This window comes from Microbulbifer variabilis ATCC 700307, from assembly GCF_000380565.1.
GTDB lineage: Bacteria > Pseudomonadota > Gammaproteobacteria > Pseudomonadales > Cellvibrionaceae > Microbulbifer > Microbulbifer variabilis.
In genome coordinates, this window is the sequence record NZ_AQYJ01000029.1 from 800,983 (window position 1) to 825,978 (window position 24,996).

Here is a 24,996-nt window from a genome sequence, read left to right on the forward strand (position 1 = left end):
TAGATAACCCTAAGTAAAAGAAAAGACCTTATGAGTAAAATTTGTAAAGATTGGTTTTTTAAAGAACCATATTCTTACAAGAACATACTCCCATGGATGAGAACAAACTCTCAACTAGGTGAAATTTGAGAGAGGGATGTACTAAGCCTGATTGAGAACTTACTTTATCGTGGTGTTTTTTAGTTTTTCTCCTGGCCATTCTTAATAACCGTAGTGGGAACTCCCTTTACCCCTGAGTAGACGATAATAAGGTTAGCAGGCCCATTGCCTTCATTGCGCCCATAGTGCCACTTGTCAGTTACCTCGGCATAAGCCTTAGCCTCACCCAGGGGTTTCAATCTAAAAGGGTAATCTCATTGAAGGCGAGGGTGGTAGTCTGAGTAATCAGTGGAGATTTCTATTAACTTCACTAGCGCTCCAGGTAGGCCGCAGTTGCCATACCTCCTGCAGTACAGACACCAATAACTGCTTTATGCTTATCCCTTCTTCCTAACTCCAATAGGGTGGAACCCAGATAACGGATTCCCGACATTCCATAGGGGTGGCCAAGGGCAATGGCTCCTCCGTTGACATTGGTTATTTCCCAAGGAGTATCCAGTTCAGCCTGGTTATAGAGTGTAGTTACGGCAAAGGCTTCATGGAGCTCCCATAAGTCGATATCTGCCATAGCCAGGCTGTGATGCTTCATTAGCTTTTTGATAGCGGGTGCCACAGCAATACTCATTTCCTTTGGTGCAACTGCAGATAGTTGCATACCGCGGAACAGACCAAGGATTGGTAGATTTCTCTGTGCGGCTAATTCTGCATCCATCATTACCACAGCCGCTGCGCCATCGGAGAGCTGGGAAGCGTTGCCTGCTGTAATTGTGCCGCCTGTGTTCACGGGCTCTAATGCCGTCAGGCCTTCCAGTGTGGTATCAGGGCGAGGGCCTTCATCTTCACTCAAGGTAACGTGTTTATTACTTGTTTCACCGGTTTCCTTGCTTTTTACCGACATTACCGTCTTGAAAGGAACAATTTCCGCGGCAAATTTCCCTTCCTTGAGTGCCGTAGCCACCCGCTTTTGAGAGTCCACAACGTAGCGGTCCTGGGTCTCACGGCTAATTGAAAACTTATCGGCAACAAAGTCCGCTGTTTGAATCATGGTCCACCAGACAGCGGGAATTTTCTTCTGTAGGGGTTCGTAAACGAAATGATCAAGGTTTAAGTGAAACTGAACCAGACTAATGCTTTCTACGCCACCAGCAATACCAATTTGCATCTCTCCAGCAGCTATTCGGTTTGCTACAACCGAGGCTGCATTCAGCCCGGAACCACAATAGCGGTTGATCGTAATCCCCGGTGCCTGGGTCCCACAGCCGGCAAATAGTGCGGCATTGCGTGCGATATTGTGCCCGGTGGCCCCCTCAGGTAAACCGCATCCCAGCACTACATCTTCAATCTCGTGAGGATCTAACTGTGCTCTATCAATGGCTTCCCTTATTACATGGGCCGCCATCGGAATACCGTGAGTCTGATTGAGTGCACCACGTCTTGCTTTGGCGATAGCAGTTCTGCAATAGGCGACGACGGCGACATCTTTCATAAGAAGCCTCGGGGTAGTGGGATGAGTTGTATTTAAAGTAGATTAGACAATGAAAAGAGGGCAGTTTTGTTATTTATGCTTGCGGGAATCCCACGAGTGATCATTCCGCCTATGTGTGATTACACGACTATAGGTCGTCATATGGATTTTAGTCCTACCCTTTCTCAATCGATTTGGTGGAGTTTTGCTCATCCTGTTTGATTGAGATCAGTATAGCGAGCTCTATCACGGGCACTGACAGGAAGCTACTCCACTAGTTGCGATATTGTGTGAATCTAGAGCCAACTTCCAGAGTTAACTTTTCCATCAATTAGTGAAAATCCAGCTTAATTGAGTATGAGGACTTTTCAATGAAGGGCATAGCGGAGAGAATGTGGACCCAAATCATACCAAGCCCGTCCAAGTGTCTGGTATTAGCTGGTAGAGTTTAAGTTTCTTTTAAATTGACTGATATGCAGTTTAAGAGAAGTATATTTAAAGCTTGATTGAGACATTAAATATTCAAAGGGGGATTCATGAATAAAATTTTCACTTTAATCTGTTTGCTGGTTGTTGGTTCAAATGCTGCCTCAGAGCCGACATGGTATCGTGGCGAAATTAATAGGATATGGACGTATGGCCAAGGAGATTTTATCGTCACTTTTGTCGGAAATACCGGGCTTAGTGATTGTAGGCATAATTACGCTTATTTTACTTCAGCGGACCTTCACCCTGAAATGCTTAAAAGTTCTCTATCAGTGGCGCTGTCAGCATATCATACAGGTGAGACGGTCGGTATTGTCATTGATAAGGACCTAAATGATGATGCTTGTCATGCGGCAGGCATTGACCTTAGAAAATAAATAATAGATGTAGTAGTTAAGTCTGTATCACAGCATGTTGCAACCAAGCCTAACCGGATACAGAGGTAAGCAGATTTCTCAAATCCAATCTTATTATTGTATGTATCCAACGTGAACTGTAATAAATGACATGGGCTCTCACGTCGCTTGCAATACCTCTCCGTAATAAGTAGGGGGTTTCTCGTTAACCTCCTACTTTTTAGGATACAAAAAACTCAGACAGTGTATTTCCCCAACTCAAAGATAGTCACACTTGACAGGTTGCATCGATCTCTTTTGTTTTACTTCTAGTTGCCCTTTATTCGATTTCCTTTAAACTCTCGCATGATTTTCTATTCGACTTGATGTGAATAGAGCTACTTTTAATGTTGCTACTTGGCAGGTAAACGGATGCGCTTCGGGGTTGCTTTATATTTCTTCCTAATATTTCTTGTGAGTGTATCTGGCTATGCATCGGATGCAGCCGCCAATATCTCGGGTCCTACAACTAGCGCTACTGGTAGATACACATTAACTCACACAACCAAAGCCGAATACCTGAAAACTGGAATATTTTTTGCTGGCGGAGGGTCTAGTTACGGGTCTATTCCTGTTGGAAATGGCTCGACGGATATCTATACCAATGATAGTGGGATGTATACCTACAGCGCCCAAGCTGATGGGCCTTGTCTCTTGTATGACCCAACGACCCGTCGCTGTGAAGAGTATGGTGAACCACTTGTATATGGCAGCCATACTGTATATGTCACCATAACCCCAAATAAGCCTGCAAGTATCGGCTTTCAGTCTGATCTTTCCGGGCCAACGGGTTTCATTGATACTGATGGTAAATATACTTTGGTCTGGGGCACATCCAAACAAGACTCCCAAGACCCCTATGTAAGTGGTTATCAGTGGTGTCAAGAGAAAGATGGTGTGTGGCAGGCAGAAAGTTCTTGCCTTACTGTCGAGAATAATCAGCTCTCAATAGATTTTCCAACCACTACGGGTGCAATGCCATCTGGCAACTATAGATACAAAGTCCGAGCATTTGTAAGTGTTGGCCCTTATTACCAATATAGTGATTGGATAGTTTCCGATTCACTTGAGGTTAAACATTACCCTGACGAACCTTATTGGCAAGAGCCTGGCGGTAATACTCTTCCCAGTACTAACTTTGCTTTAGGCTGGGGTATGGAAGACCCAGACTCCATTGATCACTATGAATTACGGTGGAGTGGGGATGGTATCAATTATTGGGAGATTCCTCTCAATAATGGATTGAATAGCGGAAACCCGGCTAAATTAACCTCCACGGAAGTTGATCTTGCCAATCTTATAAATCCAACAGTGCCTGAGACCCCTGATACTTTAGTACCCATCCTTGTGGATGATATTACAGTTTTTGTTCCAAAAAGTAGGGATGTAGAATACTTGGATTCCTACTGGTTCCAGGTAAGGGGTTGCAATACTGTAGGTTGCGGAAATTGGTCAACAAAGCAGTTGTCTGTGCCTGCAGCACCAGAACCCCAATTCTCATCAGATCTTCCCGACGAATTTTTCAAGACTGATCAAACCATTACCTGGGAGGACGTTGGGGCTAAAAGCTATCGGCTCAGACGTATGAAGAAGGGATGTGTTGAGAGTGAGCCCGGAAATAGCTGTTGGGAAATTGTATATTACACAACTTCCGTTTTTGAGTATTTCGTCGGAGGAGGAACACCGGGCACCTATCTTTATGAGCTAGAGGCTTGTAATGAGTTTGGAAAGTGTAGTTCTGTATCTAGTACCTGGATTAAGGTCCATAACCTCGCAAATGTAGATGGAGATCCGGCGGTGACCACTGAAGTTGTGGATACTCCGGGAAGCTTGGCCTACAGTGCAGATGTCAGTGCAACGGGTAATGCGATAGTTAAGGTTCCCCTGCAAGCCGCCCCCGGTGTTAATGGATTACAGCCAAACCTGTCTCTACATTACACCAGTGCCCGCTTCCAGAAGCGGATGACTGAAGCTCTACCGGAGGATTTTCTCGGCTATGGCTGGCGCCTGGGTGGTTTAAGTAAAATTCGTCGTTGTACAGTGAATAGGCCAAAGTACACCAAGATTCTTCTTGATGATACGGACTCACTGTGCCTGGATGGGGAGCCTCTGGTACTTGTCAGCGGTAATCACTGGCAAGAGGGAGCACAGTATCGCACATTACGCGATGGCTTCCGCTTAATTGAATTGCAAAAGACTGATAATGGGAAAGTCTGGTTTACGGTCAAGAGTCCTAATGGCTCCACTAGCGAGTACGGAGCTACACAAGATAGTCGCCTCAGAGGTGAGGAAACGACACATTTTGGCTGGACTTTAAACAAGATTACTGATGCGTTCGGCAATACGATGGAGTACAAATACCATCGCGATATTATTGAAGGCATTAACTACCCATTAGAAATTACCTACGGTAACCAGGGCGATGCAAAAATAGAGTTCCAGTACGGAACCCGAACAGATGCACCACCAGTTCCATTACAGGAGATTCCTCAAAAACAGCTGGTGCTGTTACACCATATCCGTGTGCATCTGGATGGTGTACTGCAGCGGGAATACAAGCTGATTTCAGAAGAAGAGCTTGCTGGAGAGCATTTCCGTCGCTTAAAGCAAGTGCAGTTATGCGCCTATAGTGAAGATGGTGATCGTCAGTGTTTAAAACCACTGGATTTCAAATGGGCCTTTGATGACTTGGCCCACTATGAAGATTTTGAAACTGGTATTGAACGCATTACTAACGGCCTTGACGCTCAAACTGAGTTTACCCTAAAAAGAATTTCCTCTAGTGCAGGGGAAAGAACAGTGGCTCCTTTTAACGAAGGTTCAGCCCTATTTGGCCCTGACGGCTCTATTCCTGATGTAAGTCCAGTTACACCTAATGAGGATGAAAACTACCGTACCGTCGTTACCGAGGTAAAGCGCTCTAATGGTCATAACGGGGGTTGGCATACTACTGAGTATGCTTACCAAGGCTACGGTCTGAGTAGTGACAAAGGTTGGGGTTTTCTTGGTTATAGGGCTCAACGAATTTACGACACTGCGGCTGATATTGTTACTTACCGTCAGTACCGACAGGACTTCCCTTTCTTTGGAAAAATTGCACGCCAAATCCAGTATAAGACGGACTATCAGTTTGGTGAGATGCTGACCAATCAGCGCTTTAGTTACGATGCACTGGAGTTGAATTCTGGGGGTAATACTACTTACTTCCCTTATATCGCACAGAGAATCGATACCCTGCTGGAAGGTGATCAGCCACCGCTTGGATATGTGGTGAGTGACAGCGTTCCACAAGCCATGTCTTATGGTAATGCTGGCGACTTGTTGAGCGGAGCTGTAAATACGACTCGGGTGATCGAAACTACCCAAATCAATGATAGCCAGAGTATTTGGGGAGAGGCTCTGCCGATTTCGCAATACGGCAATGTCCGCCGCAGTGTAGAGAGCACTACCGTACTGGATAACCGTGTTAACGGAAGTTGGTTGATAGGTTTCCCCAGTGCCAAAGAGCAACGTTATTTTAGTGGGGATACCTCTGGTACTCCCGACCAGCAATCCAGCAGCAGTATGACACCCTATGGTAATACCAATAGGGTGAAAACGGCAGTCCAATACCCCGGCGATGCTAAATATCAGATGGAGGTGACTTATACCTACGATACTTACGGCAATGTGGCCAGTGAAAGCGCCAAAGGTAATGTAGATGCATCTACTAACAATGTGGGCACACAAACCCGCAGTACTTCAGTAGTTGGCGACTTCCTTGATGGTCGCTATGCCACCAAACTGACCAATGCACTGCAGCACACGATTGAATTGAAGTATGACCCACGTTTTGGCAGCGTAAGCAAGATAACAGACCACAATGACCAGTCTACAAGGATTCAGTACGACCCCTTTGGTCGTGAGTCTTCGCGCACCAATACTGATAGGCTAAATACAGACAAGGTTAAGTTCGACAGCAAATACGACTTTTGCCATGGCAACTGTCCCGTAGTGAGCGAAGTGCAAGCGTCTTACTACGTGGAGACAACTTCGGACATTACCCCTGTAACAAAATATTACTATGATCAACTGGGCCGCTTGATACAGCAGGATACCAAGGCATTTTCCGGTGACTTCGTATCTCGCCGTGCAATTACGTATGACCCCCTAGGGCGTATGGATACTGAAACAGCCCCTTTCTTGGCTCCAGCTGAGGGAGGCTTTAGTGGAAGTAAGCCGATCACTCGTTACGAGTACGACCTGCGTAATCGCCTCGATTATATACACAAGGCCGGTGGCGGCAGCGTAGATATAAACTACAGCGTGGTTAATGGCAGCAGTGGCAAAGAGGTTAAAGTTGAAGTCACTGAATCAGTGGTTGGAAATAGCGGTACAAATACGCAGGTGCAAGAGAGCTATTATGACCTCACCGGCGATCTGGCCCGTACTGTAGACGATGCCACCGGCACTGCCGTAACCACCGACTACACCTACTATGGCAGCGGTCTACCAAAAACTGTGCTGGTTAGCGGAGATACCCACGATATCGAGTCTAGCTTTGTATTTGACTATGCTGGCTTCCGTACCAGTCTCACCGATCCCAACATGGGCACAGTAACCAGTCAATATAATGCCTTTGGTGAGCTTGACCAGCAATCAGATAATAAGAATCAGAGTATTACCTATTTGTACGATAAGCTCGGTCGCTTGCTGGAACAGCGAGATGATGATGGTCTTGCTAAGTGGGAATACGATGCTACTAATTCGGTAGGTAGTTTGGCGAGCCGCAGTTATACCGAAAATGGCTCTCAGGTGTTTTTTGAGTCCTACACCTACAGGTATTCAGATGGCGAGCTGGATACTATTAATACTCAACTGTTGGCTGGGGGAGTAAGCCGCAGCTACCAGCATCAATACGGCTACGATAGTTATGGCCGTATGAATAAAATGGTATACCCCGGCGGGGTTGAAGCCCATTACCATTATAATGATCGCGGCTATGTACAGAGCCTCAGTAGAGATGCTGCCGGCAACAACCCCCTGCAAACCTTTGACAGCATCAACGCCTGGGGACAGGTAGAGCGGGAGAGCTACGGCAACGGTCTGGTTACTAACCGCACTTACAATCCTAATACTGGGCGCTTGGAAACCATTAAAACCGGTGGCGGACAGGTTCAAAACAACGAGTACCGCTGGCGCACCAATGGCACCCTGGAAAGTCGCCTCAGTTACAGTGCCTCCCAGGCACTGCAGAAGCAGGAAGACTTTAGCTACGACGGCCTCAATCGCCTGCGCTACGCCACGATGCAAGTCGGTGGCGATCGCCAGCTCAGTACCCAGTACGATAAGCTGGGCAATATTCTGTCCAAGACCTCCAGTGTCAGCAACGACACCCAGGTAAGCGGCTACCAATACGGCGAGTTCGGCAATGCCGGTCCCAATGCGGTCAGTAGTGTCACCATTAATGACGTCTCCCACAGCCTGCACTACGATGCCAACGGCGCAATCGAACGCTACGACGCCGCCAGCGGCGACGACAAATGGATTAGCTGGAACGCACGGCAACTGCCCACGGAAATTGTACTGGGCAGCAGTCAAGGCGATAGTACACCGACTGCCAGGGACCGTTTCCAATATGGCCCTAATGGCCAACGCTTCTATCGCGAAAGCAGCTGGATGGAAGATGGCCAGCTCAAAACCGAGAAGGCCTTTATTGTGGGCAGCTATGAGGAGCAAATCCCCGCAGATGCCAGCATTCTCGCCATTGAAAAAACCACACTGGCTGGCAGTGTTCAACATATCGCCATTACGGATCTCACCGGCACCAGTGGAGAATATCAATACCTGCACCGGGACCACCTAGGCTCCATTGAGAAAATCACCGATGAAGCTGGCCTGGAGATATTAAATCTCGCCTTTAACCCGGACGGCAGCCGCCGCCAGGGAGACTGGAGTGGGGACCTGGATCAGCAGCAACTCCAGGAGCTGCTGGCAACACAGGGCCTCACCACCAAGCGCGGCTACACCGGCCACGAGCACCTGGACAGAACCGGCCTGATCCATATGAATGGGCGTATCTACGACCCCACACTGGGCCGCTTTCTGAGTCCCGATCCGATTGTGCAGGCACCGACCTACAGCCAGAGCTGGAACCGCTACAGCTATGTGTTTAATAATCCATTGAGTTTTACTGATCCCAGTGGCTATGCGGCAAGCGAGCAGAATGAGAGGCCAAAAGTAGTTGATGAGCCAAATGATTCTTCAGGAGAGAGTGGCTCTCTACCGGAGGTCGTTGTTACTGGGTGGAGGTCACCGCGAGGGAGGGTCCTCTCTCCAGGAACCTTTTCGAGCTTTATGAAGATTAATGGCAATAGATACCATGTTTTTGCGGAGACTTTGAATTATGGAGGGAAGTCTAAGCTAGCGTCCATCTTGGAGGGCATCAAATTAGATGGTGTTGAGTTGGATGGCGACTCAGATGTCAGTGGTGCTACGATTTTGGGGGTAAACTCTCACTCGTTAATTTCTGGTAGTGGCGGGAAGGGTGCACAAAAGGGGAATAAGGATGACTCTGACCTGAAATTTACTTATGGGCTGCAAGCCGGAGCAAAGGTTGGCCTTACGAAATTGTTGGGGGCCAAGATTGATCTTGATGTTGCCTCAAAGGAAATTAGTTTAATTACAGGTAAAGAGTATGCAAATCAGAGTTTTGCTATCTCAGTAGATATTGCTGGATTTTCACTGGGGCTCGATGCGTCTAGAAATCAAGAATTTTCAACGTTCGTTTACGGAAAAGACAGTGTGATGAGCATTTTGTCAGGTAAACCTTTTGAGTTTAAACCGGTGTTCTCTACGCCTTGGAATGTGTCTTCAAAAGAGTTTTGGAAGTTAGAGTTTGGGGCTTCAGCAGTACTTGGGCTTGAAGGAACTTTAGACTTTGAATAGTGATAATTCTGGATTTGTAATGAAAAAGAATTTTGCAATTGTTTCATTGGCGTTGTTTGTTTTTACGCTATTAAGATTTTCCTTTTCTGGGTATGTGTCTTTTCAGTTCTCTAATTTGATGTTGTTTGATCAACTTCTATTGGTTGCTGGGATTTTAGGTGCGTTTTCTTTTTGGTTTTTAATTCTTGCTGACTTTTTTGACAATACAGAGATAAAGCATAAATTTGTTTGGGGTTTTTGTTTGATATTCTTCTCCTGGGTGGCTTCGCTTATTTATTTCTTCAAGTATTTTTTGCCCAAAAATAACCGTAATGCCTAGTTTGACCAATATTTTATTTGCTGGTTGTGATTACATTTTGTGCAGCTCCATTGCTCGCTGACCTTTTTAGGTCCCTGATATAGTGAGAGGGTGATTCTTTTTGATAAGTTTTTCCCTGTAGGATCACTAATTCTAGAGAGCGCTAATCGGCCCCCGCAGAGGGGGCATCTTCTTTTTTTGTACTCTCTGATTAAGCGGACGGCGGGAATGTAGCTAGCTAAGGCTAGAATTAAGATAAAGAGAGCTTGTTTCATTCTGCTGTCTCTTAATGCTCACGAGTGAAGAAGGTTGCGGCGGTTCATGATTGTGGTCAGAGCCAACCTTAATCACCTATGCAGTAAGAAAAGTAGAGCGCTAACTATCAGTAGTTAGCGCTCCAGCGGCCGCATAGCATGTTCGACCTGACGCTGAGCGATAATCGCATCAATCACCCGAATCACCGTGTCCTTGTCTTGATCATCAAAAGTCTCCAGCAGCTTGAAGCGCTTAAATAGCACTTCATTGCGGATGGGGCTTTCCTCCATCGGCTGGCCCATCACCAGATAGTCCAATGATACCTCGAAAATATCCGCTAGCTGGATCAACTTCTCGAGCGGCGGCGCATGCATGCCGCTCTCGTACTTGTTGAGGTGGGAGTAGCGGATATCCAGCTTGCTGGCCAGTTCCTTCTGGGGCCAACCCTTCTGTTTGCGCAGTTCCTTGAGTCGTTTCCCGAAGGCTTGCCTGATGTCCTGATCCTGCATGACTTGCATAAGCTCATAAACCATAGAGGCCTCCTAGTGTACGGGTGGGTTCGTAAAGCGAATCTCTTGACTGCCGAAAAACGAATATATGACATCCCGCAAAACGAATCAAACGGACCCTTGACAGGGATTTGCAGGGGGAGAGCCATGGCGCGCATCGCAGGCCAGGAGATCGAGCGGATCAAGTCTGAGATCTCCCTATTGCGTCTGGTCGAGAGTCAGGGCTACCAGTCCGAGAGGCAGGGGAAGGACTATGTGGTCTCTTGCCCGTTCCATGAGGAAAAAACCCCGAGCCTGATTATCAGCCCCAAATCCAACCTGTTTAACTGCTTCGGCTGCGGTGCCGCCGGCAGCGTGATCGACTGGGTGATGAAAACCCGGGGTGTGAGCTTCCGCTTTGCCTGCGAGTTATTGCAAAAGGACCTGGGCCTGATTACCGAAACCGGCACCAGGACGGTGAAGCAAAACACCACCATCAAACTGGATATGCCCCTGAACGCGGATGCCGATCACCAAATGGCGTTGGCGCAGGTCATGGATTATTACCATGCAACACTGAAACAAAGCCCGGAAGCGTTGACTTATCTGGAAAACCGAGGGTTGGGCGATAGGGAATTGATCGAGCGTTTTAAGCTGGGCTTTGCCAACCGCACCCTGGGTTACCGCTTGCCGGAAAAAGCCTATAAAGCCGGTAAAGAAATTAGAGGCAAGTTACAGGCTGTCGGTTTACTGCGGGCCTCTGGCCACGAGCACTTTAACGGTTCGGTGGTAGTACCGATCTTCAATCGTGACGGCGATCTGGTGGAAATCTATGGCCGCAAGATCCGCGATGATCTGCGCAAAGGGACCCCCAAACACCTGTACCTGCCCGCGGGGTCTGGAAAAGCGAAGGGCTGGAGGGCCAGCGGGAAGTGATTCTGTGTGAAGCGCTGATCGATGCCATGACCTTCTGGGTCAATGGCTACCGCAATGTCACCGCCAGTTATGGCACCTCCGGTTTTACCGATGACCATTTGCAGCACTTTAAACACTGCGGTGTTGAGCGGGTATTGATTGCCTATGACCGGGATGAAGCCGGCAACAAAGCCGCAGAACAACTGGCCAAACGCTTGAGTGAGGCCGGCATCGATGGCTTCCGTATCGAATTACCCAAGGGCATGGATGTTAACGAATACGCTTTACAGGTAACGCCTGCGCAAAAAAGTTTAGGAATAGTGATCAGAAAAGCCGTCTGGCTGGGCAATGGCAAAGCACCGGAGCGACAGTTGGAGATCGAATCGCAAACCGGCCAACCGGTTGCTGTCGAAGCGGATAGCGTTGCAGCTGAAAACAAAGACAGTATCAATCCTGCTTTAGCCGCCCAATCCATGGAGCCGCAAGCATCAGCATTACCAGCACTAACATCAGCACCACCAGCGGAGGCCGTCCCCGAATCCCCGCAAAATGATATCGCCGCCGAAGTGACCGAGCAGGAAATTACCCTGAACTTCGGACCCCGCCGTTACCGCATCCGCGGCCTGGAAAAAAACAAAAGTTACGAAGTACTCAAGGTAAATCTACTGGCCAGCTGTGACAACGGCCTGCACGTGGATACCTTCGACCTGTACAACGCCAAGCACCGGCAGCAGTTTATCAAGCTGGCCGCGCTGGAACTGACGCAGGAAGAAAACACCCTCAAAAAAGACCTGGGCAAGGTGTTGCTCAAACTGGAACAGCTACAGGAACAACAGCTGGACGGTGACAAGGCGGAAGCAGAACAACCGAACCGCTTAAGCGATCAAGAACAGCAGCAAGCCCTGGAACTGCTGCGTGATCCCGACCTGTTGCAGCGCATCCTGTCCGACTTCGAACGCTGTGGCGTGGTGGGAGAAGAAACCAACAAACTGGTGGGTTACCTCGCCGCCGGCAGCCGCAAACTAACCCGGCCCCTGGCGGTAATGATCCAAAGCACCAGCGCCGCCGGCAAAAGCTCATTGATGGAAGCCGTATTAAACCTGGTGCCGGAGGAAGAGCGGGTACAGTACTCCGCCATGACCGGGCAAAGCCTGTTCTATATGGGGGAAACCAACCTCAAACATAAAATCCTCGCCATTGCCGAAGAGGAAGGCGCAAGCCAGGCCAGCTACGCCCTAAAACTGTTGCAGAGCGAAGGGCAGATCACCATCGCCAGCACCGGCAAAGACGACAGCACCGGCAACCTGGTAACCCGTGAATACAAAGTGGAAGGCCCGGTGATGTTGTTCTTAACCACCACCGCCATCGATATCGACGAAGAGCTGTTAAACCGCTGTGTGGTACTCACGGTGAACGAATCGAGGGAACAAACCCAGTTAATCCACGCCGCCCAACGCCAGCGCCGCACCCTGGCCGGCCTCACCGCCAGCCTGGAAAAAGAATACCTGGTAAAACTACACCGCAACGCTCAACGGCTACTCAAACCCCTGGCCGTGATCAATCCCTACGCCGATCAACTCACCTTCCTCGACGACAAAACCCGCACCCGCAGAGACCACGAAAAATACCTGACCCTGATCGACAGTATTGCCCTGTTGCATCAGTACCAGCGTGAAGTGAAAACGGTGAACAGCAATGGCAAGACCATTGAATACCTGGAAGTGCAACTCGGTGATATCGAGATCGCCAACCGGCTGGCCCATGAAATGCTGGGCCGCACCCTCGACGAATTACCGCCACAAACGCGCAAGCTGTTGAAGCTGATCCAACAGATGGTCACCAAAGCGTGTAAACAGCAAAGCCTGGAACAAAAGGACTATCGCTTTAGCCGCCGGGATGTTCGGGAGTATGTGCAATGGAGTGATACCGCCTTAAAGGTCCACGTCGCCAGGTTGGTGGAAATGGACTACCTGTTGGTGCATCAAGGTCGCGGCGGGCGTTATGACTACGAGCTGTTGTTCGATGGTAACGGAACAGAGCTGCACTTAATGGGCTTGATCGATGTAGAAAAACTTACCTATGACAGCAATCGGTCAGGGCAAAAAGAAACTTGGTCAGAGCAAAAGGAAAATCAGTCAGGGTGCAGTCAGGGCCTAGTCAGGGGGCAGTCAGGTAGCGAAAAAACGCCACAGCCCAATGCTGACAAGGCTTTACGAAGAAGTGGCCCGAAAAACCCAAAAAGCACTTCTCTCACTGAAAAAAATACTTCTGAATCTGTCGTACTCGCCTGATCGTAATGGACAATAAAAGCCTCCGCTTCCTTAGCCGCCTGTATCTGGAACACCTGCAAGTGATGCACTACTCCCCGCGCACTGTGGGCCAGCAAATCACCGCACTGGATCAGTTCGCCAACTGGTGCGAAGAGCGGGGCATCAGCCGCGCTAACGAAGTGACCAAACCAATCCTGGAGCGCTACCGCCGCCACCTGCACCACTCCAGAGACCGCAGCGGCAAACCTTACAGCGCCAGAAACCAAGCCGCCCGGCTGATCCCCATCCGCGGCTTCTTTAAATGGGCCACCCGGCAAAATTATTTACTCTACAACCCCGCCAGTGAACTGGAGCTGCCGAAGATGGAACGGCGCCTACCCAAGGCCACCTTAAGCGCCGAAGAAGCCGAAACCATCCTCGCCCAACCAAACACCACAACCCCGGAAGGGCTCAGAGACAGAACTATCCTGGAAGTGCTCTACAGCACCGGCATCCGCCGTATGGAATGCGTCAACCTGCAAAAAGCCGACCTCAATGCCAGCCAGGGTGTACTGGCTGTGCGGCAGGGCAAAGGCAAAAAAGACCGCTTCGTCCAGATTGGCGAAAGGGCCATCGAATGGCTGCAACACTACCTCGAAGACATCCGCCCCGGCTTTGTGGTGGAACCGGACAGCCAGCAAATCTTTATCGAAGCAAACGGACTTCCGTTAACCCCCGACCGCCTCAGCCGCCTGGTGAGCAAGTACATCAAGCAAGCCGACATCGGCAAAACCGGCTCCTGCCACCTGTTCCGCCACACCGTCGCCACCCTGATGCTGGACAACGGCGCCGACATCCGTTTTATCCAGCAAATGCTTGGCCACGCACACCTGCAAACCACCGAGATATATACCCATGTCTCGATCGTTAAACTGAAACAGATTTACGCAGTAACTCACCCGGCCAAGCGAGCGCAAAAAAAGCAGCGAGCCGACTGCCTGCCAATAGAAAACGAAAGGGCTGCATTGTTGGACGCACTGGAAAGCGAGTGCGAAGCCGATGACGAATAGCGTGGTAGGCTTTACGAAAACAGTTTCTACGTAGAAATTTTTACGGACGAAAGCAGGGAAGGGCTTGGGGCAAGATACGTGGCCTGTGGTACAAACCAAGACCCGACACCAAGGCACTCAACCGCCTGTCACATGGCTTGCGAAAAACGGCAGCAAGCCAAAGCGCCAGGCTCGCCCCCTGCCAGCGGAAAATATCCAGCGTCCGTTCCACCTCCGCCACAAACAACGTGGCTCCGGGCAGCGCTTGCGCACTGCACAGGAAAAAAGGTGGCTGCAAAGGCAAGCTCCCGTCTGTCACCCCGCTTGCAGAAAAAGCGCAAGCAAGCCGCCAGCCACCATCTTCCCTTAGCGGCCGCTGTCTAAGCCATGCCATCGCAAAAAGAGATCCAAGAACAAATAAACCAACTGTCGTATCCGCTCGACAAAATCCTTAACACCGCCAACAGTCTGCTCAAAACCGGCACCACCGGAGCCAGCACCGGCGAACAGATCGCCGCTGCGTTCGTGCTGGAGCGTATGGAATACTTGCCGCAAGGCTGGAGTGTTATCGAAGCCTGGGAGCGGCTTGATACCGAATGGCAGTACTACGTGAAGCTGCTGCAACAGGAATGCCGGCACCTGATCGAAGCCATCGAAGAAGCGGCACCACCGTTCTAGCCAGCCACCAGGAGGGGCAAACGCCCCTCGGCGTTAGCCGCCTGTCGGCGGCCAGGCGCTGGCGCGCCTGCGCCAAACAGAAGGGACCGTTGCCTCTGGAAAAACATCCGGCTAAGGTAAAACCCGCGTCGGGGCAAAAAAAGGGTGAAGAGCCGGCGGCGCCGAGAAAAATGGTTGTTAACTCGCTGATTGCGCTAGGGAAAATGGAAAGTTAAGGTACGACTGGCCTCGGGGTGATGTCTTTGCGCAAAAGGGATTGATGAATTCTATTAGGAGGAATAGAACATCATTTGCGAATTTCACAATTGACTTAGTTCAACCGGGCTTTTCATTATTTTTCGGCCAGATACCTATTATTCCGGAAACCAACTTTGTGTTTGATCTAGGTATTGCATTTAGTGATCTAGATGGGGATGGTTTTTCAGATAAGACTTCAATCTTTTATACGGTAAGTAGAGGGGATTTGGGTGGGGTTGATTTAGGAGCAGGACTTGAAATAGGGAATGCTAATGCTCATAACTTTTTTGGCAAAGGTTATCAGGTGAATGTAGGGTTTAAAGGGTCGGGAACCTTTAAGATCCCGGAAATAAACACTACTAATCCAAATGGTAGCTTTTTACAAACCTTGTCGAACATGACATTTTCGCTAGATGCAGGCGTTGGAGGGGGTGTCCATTATGGTGAGGTTGAGACGGTCGAATTTCTTTCATGGTGAACAATGATTAGAATTGATAAAAGAAACCATGTGAAGTTGCACTATTTTTGTGCATCTCTCGGAGTTTTATCTTTTGTTGCAATAGTATCTTTTTTGGTCTTTGTCTTTATTTTCAAAGATTTTGCGTTATCTATTGTGGTTAATAAAGAAGCTTTTATTCGGGACTTTTCATCGCCCACATATTTCATGATTCCATTGATGATTCTAGTTGCTATTTTTTTGCCCTATTATTATTTTCTTGTTTTTTCAAGGTCTATTTATCTTGACCTGAATAAAGATGTCTTTATTATTAATGGGAATTCCTTCCCAAGTAGTTCGGTTCGTTTCTTCGATGACTTTGTGTACTTTGGGCTTTGCTTTTCATTTGTTGAAACCACTGTGAACGGTCGAAAATGCAAAATTCCATTTATTGCTAAAGGCGGCATTGTTAAAGCTCTGTTTTGGGTTATTCTCAATCCTCACAAAAGTGGCATGGAATTATCAAGTAAATATCGTGGCTAACCCAGTAGTGGGCGCTAGCTGTTAATGGTTAGCGCTCTAATGGCCGCATAGCATGTTCCCCCTGACGCTGAGAGCGATAATCGCATCAATCACCCGAATCACCCGAATCACCCGAATCACCCGAATCACCCGAATCACCCGAATCACCCGAATCACCGTGTCCTTGTCTTGATCATCAAAAGTCTCCAGTAGCTTGAAGAGGGGCAAGCGCCCCTCGGCTTTAGCCGCCTGTCGGCGGTCAGGCGCTGGTGCGCCTAAACAGAAGGGGCCGTTGCCTCAGGAAAAACATCCGGCTAAGGTAAAACCCGCGTCAGGGCAAAAAAATGTTGAAGAGCTAATGGCGCCGGGAAAAATGGTTGTTAACTCGTTGATTGCGCTAGGGAAAATGGAAAGTTAAGGTACGACTGGCCTCGGGGTGATGTCAATGTGGGTATCAGTGGCGATATTCCTGGAGTAGGGAAAGCTTTTGCTGATACAGCTATTGGAACTATTGCGTTTATGGGTAGTCCTCCAGGGTGGATTGGCGGTGCTAGTTACTTTATTTTTGATACAATAGTCGGTATTGAGTCTTTAAGTAAGCCTCTAACTGATGCAATGTGCTCAACCTCCGGTAACTGTTAGGTTTCCATGATTTTTTTAAAGAAAATATACATCGATTTATTTTTGGCGTGCTATATATCAATCGCTAAAAAGAGTCCACACGATGAGCATAATAAAGTAAACGCTATTTGCTTTATGTCATTTTTATTGAGTCTAAATATTTCGTGTATACCAGCGCTCATGTCTATGTTATTTGAAATAAACGTAGCTAGTATATATTCGAGTTGGACTGCTCCTGCAATAGTGATAGTGTTTACTGTAATGCTGTTTAACTTTGTGTGTATACGTTTTTTAAGAAATGATATCCAAGAGAGTTTAAGGGCGGCCTCTGTTGAGTTAGGTGATAAAAACAAGGTTTTTGTAAAGTATGTGGCTTTTTCGGTACTATTACCTACTGCCTTGGCGATTTTTTTTTCTAGCTCAACAAAGCTGGTAAATTCAGGATAACTATAGATAGCTTTAAGGAGATTTTTTTGGATGCTAAAATTTCTTATGTTCCCCAAATAGGCGACACGATAACTACAATCGTGACCGCAGATGCGGTTAATGCTTTTCATTCTGAAAGTGGGACGGCCAATGTTAGTATTTCTGTTACGGTAAAAATAGCGAGCGGGTGGTTATTTCTCATCAGGAGGGAGGGCCAGCCTTTTGGTGAGCAAAGCTATGTTTTGTTTTATTCGGGATTTATTTAAAAATGGACTTTTCTTAACGAGTTTTTGAGGGTTGATAATTTATTCCGCTTACTTCTTTAAGCGCGATTTGGGAGGACTTGGCTGGATACCGTTAATTGTCTTGATTCTCTATTGGCTATATGCGTTAGGTTTATTTATTAAGAGATGGAGAAGGGAAGATTAAAATGGTTTTGGAGATGGTAAATTCAGGACTCTCATAAATTAAATTCAGAAAACCCATAAATTGAGGGGGAAGGTGCTAGCTGAGGCGCAGATGCCACCTTGGCGGCTATTTCTTCTTAGATTGATACTAAGACGTAATGAAAGGGGCAAGAATTAGGTTTTGGAATTGAAAATTGGGGTTTGAGGTAAAAACCAAGAGGAATGCAGGTAGCTAGGAAGGGGGGCAGAATCAGCAGGGCGTGGCAGAAAGGAAACGCCGGCAATCGCCGATGCCGTGTACCCAGCATTTATTAAGCCGGGTACAGGCTTGTAGTACTGCTTCCACTGATCTCACCAAGCCTTTAAAGCGGCTTTCAAAATTTCGGTTGAGATAGAGTCAGTGTTTGGGTGAAATACCCAGCCGTTCGAGGATAGGAGGTGTGTTTTCGGCAATACACCCTCGCTTCCTGGGGTCAAAGTGTCGACCACTCCAATCGACTAACTCCAAATGGTGACCCAGCTGAAAGGGCTACCCTTTTGGCATATTCAGTAGTCCGTCTCCTGTCCCTTTTTAATGCGCCTATAAATCTCTTCACGATGAACAGGCAGGGATTTTGGGGCGTTTATTCCTATCTTTACTTGATTCCCCTTAACTTCCAAGACTGTGACCGAGACATTCGTTCCAATCCTTAAGTTTTCTCCAGTGCGGCGCTTTAAAATCAACATGCTCATTTCCTATTGATACTTAAACAAGGGGTGGTCTTTCTGCGGTGGGAAAGATTGGGAAGTAACGTCTGAAGGAAATGAGAGGAGGTGCACGAGAACGGTAGGCGTAGAAGAAGAAAAGGCGGGCGCAACGCTCCCAGAGCTTGAGGACACACTCCAAGCTGCTGAATCTACTCGACTTTATTGAAGACGAGCGGGTTTCTAGCGTATTATCCATTGAGCCATTTTGATAGTTTGGTTATCAATTTGGTTAGCTGGCCCCTGGTGTGTCCGCACCTTGGGTCAGCGCCTTTTACTTACTCTTATGTCACGCTACCATTCTCCTTTGAGGGATTGGGCTTTTAAAAAACTCTTGGATCTCTTGAGTGTTGACTTATACAGCTCAACTTAATTGCGACCCAAATACCGATAAATCTCTACCAATTCTACGGAGCTTTGACATTAAAACAATCTTAATAAAATCCAATAAGATAATTTCCGCGCCTATATTTGTTGCGCTGTCGTTTAGAGTTAATTTTATTTCCCTCTAAAAATTGCGGGCTAAATTGACTCTTTTTTCTAGCTCCCAGGCTTGAGCTCAATAGAGAAAACATCAGTAATACAGCGGCTTGAAACTGTTTCCTTATGTCGATAGAAAGCATTTGATTGGCTTTGGAGATACGGCCTTCTGAGTGATAACACGCTTAAAATTTATGAGCATACTCTTCAAGGAAGTAACTCAAATCTAATAATATTGATCGATTTTCCTGGTGTTTTTTAAGAAAACTATTTGTTTTCTCCACGGATTAAAGTACTTGTTTCCTTTCTGGGAATACCTGTCGTTACCGCATAACTAATGTTAGTGACTGTTTCAGAGGTTTAGTATCTGTAAGCGATTTTCAATTAAGGCAAACAAATTGACATTACTGTCATTTTATTATTTTTATCTTCAATAATCCGTTTGCCCGGACTTTATAGGCCGTCAAATCTTCTTTGTTGGTACGTTCTTCTATAGAATCCGCCCCCTTTCACATTTTGCAACTCATAACTAACAGGAAGTGGGGTTTATGACTGTCTCTCGTCGTACGTTTGTCCAAGCTATGGGGCTTGCACTGTTAACACCGTTTACCGTTCGTTCTTTGGCTGCCAGCAGCAGTGAAACCTATGCGCGTTTTAATCTCGGTAGTAGCCCATTCAACTCTGAAATTGATAATGACGGCCTTGTCTTTGATCTATCCGTTGCCTCTGGAGATCCTAGCCAAACTGGTGTTGTACTTTGGACTCATATCAATCCGGCAGCGTACATATCTGGCCAAACTCTCTATATTGATGTGGCATTAGATGAAGGCTTTACCCAGCCGATTCTAAGTGCTGAGGTCAGTGCCGATGACATCACCGCCGATCGTGATTACACGGTGAATATTGACCTGGAAGGTTACTTATCACCCAACCAGAGATACTACTACCGCTTTAAGTACGGCAACCTTTGCAGCCGTACTGGTCGTTGCCACACGTTGCCAACTGGCAGCCTGGAAAGTATCAAGATGGCAGTGGTGACCTGCCAGGATTACACCACCGGTTATTACAACGCCTACAGCCACCTGGCGGATGAGGATGTCCACTGCGTGTTGCACCTGGGTGACTTTATCTATGAGTATGCGGAGTATGAAGGCTTCGAAGATTCTATTGTTCACTCCTTAGCCTTGCCTTCCGGTGGATCAGTGGCGATGAACCTGGAAGATTACCGCCATATCTATAAGGAATACCGTAAAGACAAGAACCTGCAGCGCGCAATGGAAATGCACTCGTTCATCATCACCTGGGATGATCACGAAACTGCGGATAATGCCTACTGGGACTACGACCGCGATACCCTGGGCGTACCATCTCACCCATACCAAACCGGGAATAATAACCCGGATCAGTTGCGCCAACTTCGCCGCGATGCCCAACAGGCCTGGATTGAGTATGTGCCTGCGCGGGTAAAAGTGAATGAGGCAGCCAGCCACGCTTTTGATTACCTGCAGATTTACCGCTCTTTCCAGTTTGGTGATCTGGTCGATCTCTATATGACCGACAGCCGTACTTACCGAACCAAGGAGCCTTGTAAAGATGGCACCGCCTGGGAAAACTACTGGTGCACCGACTATGAAAATGAATCCCAAACCATGCTTGGCAAGACACAGCGCGATTGGCTTATTGATGGCATAGTGAATTCATCTGCACGCTGGAAAGTTTGGGGCAACCAGACCTTGCTGGCGCAACTTGCCGGTACTGCATTGGGTCGTCCCCTGGTGTTTGCCAATTACGATGCCTGGGATGGGTATCAGTGGGAGCGCGAGAAAATTCTCTCCAGCATCAAAGACAGCAGCATCGATAACTTTGTTGTGCTGACTGGCGATCTGCATTCCAGTATTACGTCTTATCTGAAAGTGAACTTCAATAATATTAATAACTGGAATTACGATAACCTAGTGGGTGTTGAGTTGATGACTCCCTCCATCTCCTCGCCAAACATGAACGATACGGTGGAGAAGGGCATTGATGTAGGTAGTGTGTTTACCTCCTTGCTAAACGGTGGAGTGCAGCTAAACAACCCACATATCAAGGACTTCGTCAGTAACATCTATGGCTATGCGGTGATTGAGTTCAACCACAGTGAGCTGAACTGGACTGTTTATGACATTGATAAAAAGTCTGACAACCCGGCTGCCACAAAGAAAATTTACAAAGAGTTCAATTATGAGCCTGTGGGAATGTGGTTGACTGAAAAGTAACTCTTTCTCTCTAAAGCTTCTTTCCAGAATCACCACTCTTTAGAAGAGTGGTGATTCATTGATATTTACTTCTCATTAGTCCCCCTGCAATTGCCTTTCTTTTGTCGCTTCTAACCTTAACTTGCTATCTCACTGATAAGCATATCTTGGTTGATTAATGGTCGGCCGTAACCTATACACTCGGGAAGCTTATCGCCGGCACTCAGAATGCCTGCCAATCCAAAGCCACCGCTTAAAAGGAAATGATCGTGCTGCAAAAGGCATACCCTTACTATCTAGCTAATGAAGCCGTATTCGCCAATGAGGATCTAGAGGTCACCGATAAGTATTCAGGTGAGGTGGCAACCCGTGTAGCTATGGCGGATGCGAGAACTATAGACAGTGCGATCGATTGGGCGCTTCTAGCTGAGAAGCCTATGGCAAAGCTAGCTCCCTATCGCCGCCAGGAGGTACTTAATCACTGTGTTCAGCGCTTTCATGAGCGTTTCGAGGAACTGGCGGAGTCATTGTGCATTGAGGCTGGCAAGCCAATTCATGACTCCCGCGGAGAAGTTACGCGCTTGATCGACACTTTTCGGGTTGCCGCCGAAGAATCTGTGCGCATCAATGGTGAGATTATCAATCTGGAGATTTCCAAGAACACCAGGGGCTACCGTGGTTTTGTCAAACGTGTACCGGTGGGCGCGTGCTCCTTTATCTCTCCTTTTAACTTCCCACTCAATCTGGCGGCCCATAAGGTGGCACCGGCCATTGCCTCGGGTTGCCCCTTTGTATTGAAACCGGCGAGCCGAACACCGATAGGCGCACTGATAATCGCAGAAATCCTGGCCGAGACCGACCTGCCCAAAGGGGCTTTTTCTGTGCTGCCCTGCCACCGGGAAGGTGCAGACCTCTTTACCGTGGATGACCGCTTCAAGCTGCTCAGTTTTACAGGTTCGCCCGCTGTGGGCTGGGACCTAAAGGCCAGGGCAGGGCGTAAGAAGGTGGTATTGGAACTGGGTGGCAATGCCGCTTGTGTTATCGATGAAAATACAGACTTAGATGACGCTTTGCAGCGTCTGATCTTTGGTGCCTTCTATCAATCTGGGCAGAGTTGTATTGGCGTACAGCGTATCTATGGGCATAAAAGCCTGTATGAAGAGCTGAAACAGCGCTTAGTGGAGAAGACGCAAAAGCTTAAGAAGGGGGATCCGAAAGACGAAGGGACTTTTATTGGTCCGATGATCTCCGAGGGGGAGGCAAAGAGACTGCACGGATGGGTTGAAGAAGCAATTAATGACGGAGCCACACTTCTGTGTGGCGGTAGCCGTGATGGCGCCATGCTCGATCCAACTCTATTGGAAGGTGTGCCTCACGAATGCTCAATAGTCCAACAGGAAGCCTTTGGCCCTGTAGCAGTACTGGAGCCCTTTGATGATTTCGATGAGGTCCTTGAACGAGTCAACGATAGTGCCTTTGGTTTGCAGGCGGGGATCTTCACCAAAGACTTATATCGAGCACAGAAGGCCTGGGATACCTTGGAAGTAGGGGGCGTTGTTATTGGTGATGTGCCCAGCTGGCGTGTGGACAACATGCCTTATGGCGGGGTAAAGGACTCAGGCCTCGGCCGTGAAGGTGTACGTTGGGCAATCGCCGATATGACAGAAGAGCGCTTGATGGTGGTGCGAACGCCTTAAGAGGGCTCAAACCTATTAACTTTGCGATTCTGAATTTTGAAGATTGTATATAACTGGGTTTCTCGTTTTAAAAACATTCCCTGAGTGCCTTTGTGCTTCGATAAATACGTTGCTTTTGAGTGCGTTTTTCTCTTCATGACTAAAAGACTCTTTGATCGATTTGATTATTTCTTTGGTCTGCACCCTATACAGAACAGTTTTATTGTATTTGAAGAAACATATAGGAAATTCACAGTAATTGCAGTAGCTGTAGTTCTCGAAACTGTATTTACTTAAACAAAATTGGAAATATCTCTATGCCAAAAAACCTAAAATCAAGAAGGCGCAGTGGAATATATTTTATAGCCTGGAGTGCAGCCCTGATCTTGGTAGTCGGTTATGTTTCTCCCTCATTTGCCAAAACCGAGGTAACACTCAATGATTTTTATCGTCCATTCGATCTTTCTGAAATCAATCAGAATAATATGCAAAGTTGGCCTTACTATAGATATACGTCCATGCATTGGGATGAGTATGGTATTTTCGGTACAGTACATATCATGGAGGCAGAAAAACCCGCCAAGCTGGAAGTCGTTAAAGAGCCCTTTAATATAAGTTTGGATATTCGTAAGGGATGGCCTTTCGTTGAGTCTCTAACTGCGACGCAAACCAAAGGTTTCCTGATTATGAAGGATAATCAAATTATTGGAGAGTTTTATGATAATGGGCTAGATCACAATCAAACTCAGCTTTTGCAGTCTTCTTCTAAAACTTACGCAGGGGTCATTATTTCAAAGCTGATTGATGAAGGTAAGATCGACCCTAATCAGTCGATTGAAAGCTATCTACCTGATTTTGCCGGTTCAAAAATTGGCAAAGCCAAAGTCCAAGAAGTACTTGATATGACCTCCGGCCTGCTGCCCGCTACGGATTATCATGTGCCCGGAGGTGAAGCCTTCTTATTTGAGATCGAACAAGGACTAAAGCCAGGCAAACCAACGGGACATCGTAATGCTATCAGGAACGCTAAGGTCCAGAATAAACCGGGTGAGGTATATACTTACAATGATAAAAATACCGATTTACTGGCCATACTAGCAGAGGAAGTTTCAGGGCACCCATTCAACAAGCTTCTTTCGGATCTCTTTAATGACTTTGGAGCAAATAGTTCTGGCTCCATTGCCTTAACGGTTGATGGAACTGCTAGTCCTTCCTATGGTATCAGTACCACCCTGCGCGACTATGCACTTTTTCATCAGTGGATCGCCCAGGGCAAGGCTCCAAAGAGTTTCTATGATTCTGTAAAGAATCTTGACAAAGACCTTCTTGGAAAATCAGAAAGTGGCAAGTCGCTTGCTAATGCACTGGGAACGCCTGTGGCATATGGTTCTCAAGCCTGGTATTTACCAGAATACAATGTCATCTACACTGCGGGTTCCTATGGGCAGTATGGGTTTAGTGATCTCAATAGTGGAATGTCTGTGGTCTTTATGCAGGACTGGGAAGACAATGCTGTACCCCCAAAATTAGTTGAAACAGTGGAACGTGCTAAATTCCTTATTAATCAGCTAGGAAAACAAAATGATTCTTAGCACAAGATTCATGTATGAACAATTCTTCACGCTTCAATTGATAATAATCTTGGAAAGACTGACAGGGCTCGTTGAGAGTATATCTAACTCTATTTTTTTAAGAATAGGTCAGGTTAAAATCAGTACTTCAACTGGACTGCTTAATATTAATTTAAATATAAAGTTATCAGTGTAAATCAAACTGAGATTGTAATTGTTACATTATGTGGTGTTTGTGTTGGTTTGGTTTTAGTGCTTCAGACTTGATCTGACAGTTATCATTTTTCATGTGATGGTCCGCCAGCTCAAGTCTGAATTAATCCAACATAGTGATA

General features: G+C 47.3%; 20 protein-coding genes. 14 read left to right on the forward strand and 6 right to left on the reverse strand.

The genetic code is table 11. The annotated features are described in order from the left end of the window. Positions 1-179: 179 nt before the first annotated feature. Both G367_RS26320 and G367_RS0122340 read right to left on the reverse strand, forming a co-directional pair. Positions 180-338 carry a cupin domain-containing protein gene (locus G367_RS26320; RefSeq protein ID WP_020415401.1) on the reverse strand — a complete coding sequence of 53 codons (159 nt, stop codon included), beginning with the start codon at positions 336-338 and terminating at the stop codon, positions 180-182. A gap of 71 nt (positions 339-409) precedes the next feature. After that, positions 410-1,585, reverse strand: a complete 1,176-nt coding sequence (locus G367_RS0122340) for a thiolase family protein (protein ID WP_026305332.1) — start codon at positions 1,583-1,585, stop codon at positions 410-412. A 515-nt stretch (positions 1,586-2,100) separates the two neighbouring features. On the opposite strand from G367_RS0122340, the gene G367_RS0122345 reads away from it, so the two are divergent. The 3 genes from G367_RS0122345 to G367_RS0122355 all read left to right on the forward strand — a co-directional run bounded on the left by G367_RS0122345 (position 2,101) and on the right by G367_RS0122355 (position 9,691). Further along, positions 2,101-2,427 carry a hypothetical protein gene (locus G367_RS0122345; protein ID WP_020415403.1) on the forward strand — a complete coding sequence of 109 codons (327 nt, stop codon included), beginning with the start codon at positions 2,101-2,103 and terminating at the stop codon, positions 2,425-2,427. A 390-nt stretch (positions 2,428-2,817) separates the two neighbouring features. Next, positions 2,818-9,372 carry an RHS repeat-associated core domain-containing protein gene (locus G367_RS0122350; protein ID WP_020415404.1) on the forward strand — a complete coding sequence of 2,185 codons (6,555 nt, stop codon included), beginning with the start codon at positions 2,818-2,820 and terminating at the stop codon, positions 9,370-9,372. Between the two features lie 19 nt (positions 9,373-9,391). Further along, a complete protein-coding gene (locus G367_RS0122355; RefSeq protein WP_157533722.1) occupies positions 9,392-9,691 on the forward strand; it encodes a hypothetical protein in 300 nt (99 codons plus the stop codon). Positions 9,692-10,059: 368 nt separating this feature from the next. On the opposite strand, the gene G367_RS0122360 is transcribed toward G367_RS0122355, so the two are convergent. Next, on the reverse strand, positions 10,060-10,458 hold the full coding sequence (locus tag G367_RS0122360; RefSeq protein WP_020415406.1) for a helix-turn-helix domain-containing protein: 399 nt from the start codon (positions 10,456-10,458) through the stop codon (positions 10,060-10,062). A gap of 123 nt (positions 10,459-10,581) precedes the next feature. Here G367_RS0122360 and G367_RS26690 point away from each other — a divergent pair, with 123 nt between their 5' ends. The 3 genes from G367_RS26690 to xerC are packed head-to-tail and all read left to right on the forward strand — an operon-like array spanning position 10,582 to position 14,647. After that, the gene (locus tag G367_RS26690; RefSeq protein ID WP_211214971.1) at positions 10,582-11,349 is read left to right on the forward strand and encodes a CHC2 zinc finger domain-containing protein; all 768 of its coding nucleotides are present in this window, start codon (positions 10,582-10,584) and stop codon (positions 11,347-11,349) included. Then, positions 11,346-13,619 carry a toprim domain-containing protein gene (locus G367_RS24700; protein WP_020415407.1) on the forward strand — a complete coding sequence of 758 codons (2,274 nt, stop codon included), beginning with the start codon at positions 11,346-11,348 and terminating at the stop codon, positions 13,617-13,619. Before G367_RS26690 ends, G367_RS24700 begins: the two co-directional genes overlap by 4 nt. Before the next feature lie 5 nt (positions 13,620-13,624). Next, positions 13,625-14,647 carry a site-specific tyrosine recombinase XerC gene (gene xerC / locus G367_RS0122370; RefSeq protein WP_020415408.1) on the forward strand — a complete coding sequence of 341 codons (1,023 nt, stop codon included), beginning with the start codon at positions 13,625-13,627 and terminating at the stop codon, positions 14,645-14,647. Positions 14,648-14,687: 40 nt separating this feature from the next. Here xerC and G367_RS26325 read toward each other — a convergent pair whose 3' ends face one another. After that, on the reverse strand, positions 14,688-15,020 hold the full coding sequence (locus G367_RS26325; RefSeq protein ID WP_157533723.1) for a hypothetical protein: 333 nt from the start codon (positions 15,018-15,020) through the stop codon (positions 14,688-14,690). On the opposite strand from G367_RS26325, the gene G367_RS0122380 reads away from it, so the two are divergent. Genes G367_RS0122380 through G367_RS0122395 form a run of 4 tightly spaced genes read left to right on the forward strand, consistent with a single transcriptional unit; the run spans position 15,014 to position 16,520 of the window. Then, a complete protein-coding gene (locus tag G367_RS0122380) occupies positions 15,014-15,304 on the forward strand; it encodes a hypothetical protein (RefSeq protein ID WP_020415410.1) in 291 nt (96 codons plus the stop codon). The two genes, G367_RS26325 and G367_RS0122380, sit on opposite strands and share 7 nt — an antisense overlap. Then, positions 15,223-15,519, forward strand: a complete 297-nt coding sequence (locus tag G367_RS26330) for a hypothetical protein (RefSeq protein ID WP_157533725.1) — start codon at positions 15,223-15,225, stop codon at positions 15,517-15,519. The genes G367_RS0122380 and G367_RS26330 overlap by 82 nt, the downstream gene beginning before the upstream one ends. 44 nt (positions 15,520-15,563) lie before the next feature. Further along, positions 15,564-16,019 (forward strand): hypothetical protein, encoded by a 456-nt coding sequence (locus G367_RS0122390; RefSeq protein WP_020415412.1) that lies wholly within the window; start codon positions 15,564-15,566, stop codon positions 16,017-16,019. 30 nt (positions 16,020-16,049) lie between these two features. Further along, positions 16,050-16,520, forward strand: a complete 471-nt coding sequence (locus G367_RS0122395; RefSeq protein WP_020415413.1) for a hypothetical protein — start codon at positions 16,050-16,052, stop codon at positions 16,518-16,520. 36 nt (positions 16,521-16,556) lie between these two features. Here the strand turns inward: G367_RS0122395 and G367_RS26335 are convergent, their stop codons facing one another. Continuing rightward, on the reverse strand, positions 16,557-16,727 hold the full coding sequence (locus G367_RS26335; RefSeq protein WP_157533727.1) for a hypothetical protein: 171 nt from the start codon (positions 16,725-16,727) through the stop codon (positions 16,557-16,559). An 866-nt stretch (positions 16,728-17,593) separates the two neighbouring features. On the opposite strand from G367_RS26335, the gene G367_RS26340 reads away from it, so the two are divergent. Continuing rightward, the gene (locus G367_RS26340; RefSeq protein WP_157533729.1) at positions 17,594-17,812 is read left to right on the forward strand and encodes a hypothetical protein; all 219 of its coding nucleotides are present in this window, start codon (positions 17,594-17,596) and stop codon (positions 17,810-17,812) included. 687 nt (positions 17,813-18,499) lie between these two features. On the opposite strand, the gene csrA is transcribed toward G367_RS26340, so the two are convergent. Then, complete coding sequence (gene csrA / locus G367_RS0122415; RefSeq protein WP_020415416.1) at positions 18,500-18,679, reverse strand: carbon storage regulator CsrA; 180 nt, start codon at positions 18,677-18,679, stop codon at positions 18,500-18,502. A gap of 1,046 nt (positions 18,680-19,725) precedes the next feature. Between csrA and G367_RS0122420 the strand changes: the two genes are divergently transcribed. The 3 genes from G367_RS0122420 (at position 19,726) to G367_RS0122430 (ending at position 24,682) form a co-directional block, all read left to right on the forward strand. Beyond that, positions 19,726-21,435 (forward strand): alkaline phosphatase D family protein, encoded by a 1,710-nt coding sequence (locus G367_RS0122420; protein ID WP_020415417.1) that lies wholly within the window; start codon positions 19,726-19,728, stop codon positions 21,433-21,435. A 242-nt stretch (positions 21,436-21,677) separates the two neighbouring features. Then, on the forward strand, positions 21,678-23,111 hold the full coding sequence (locus tag G367_RS0122425; protein WP_425411212.1) for an aldehyde dehydrogenase family protein: 1,434 nt from the start codon (positions 21,678-21,680) through the stop codon (positions 23,109-23,111). 296 nt (positions 23,112-23,407) lie between these two features. Then, on the forward strand, positions 23,408-24,682 hold the full coding sequence (locus G367_RS0122430) for a serine hydrolase domain-containing protein (protein WP_020415419.1): 1,275 nt from the start codon (positions 23,408-23,410) through the stop codon (positions 24,680-24,682). The last annotated feature ends 314 nt before the right edge of the window (positions 24,683-24,996 follow it).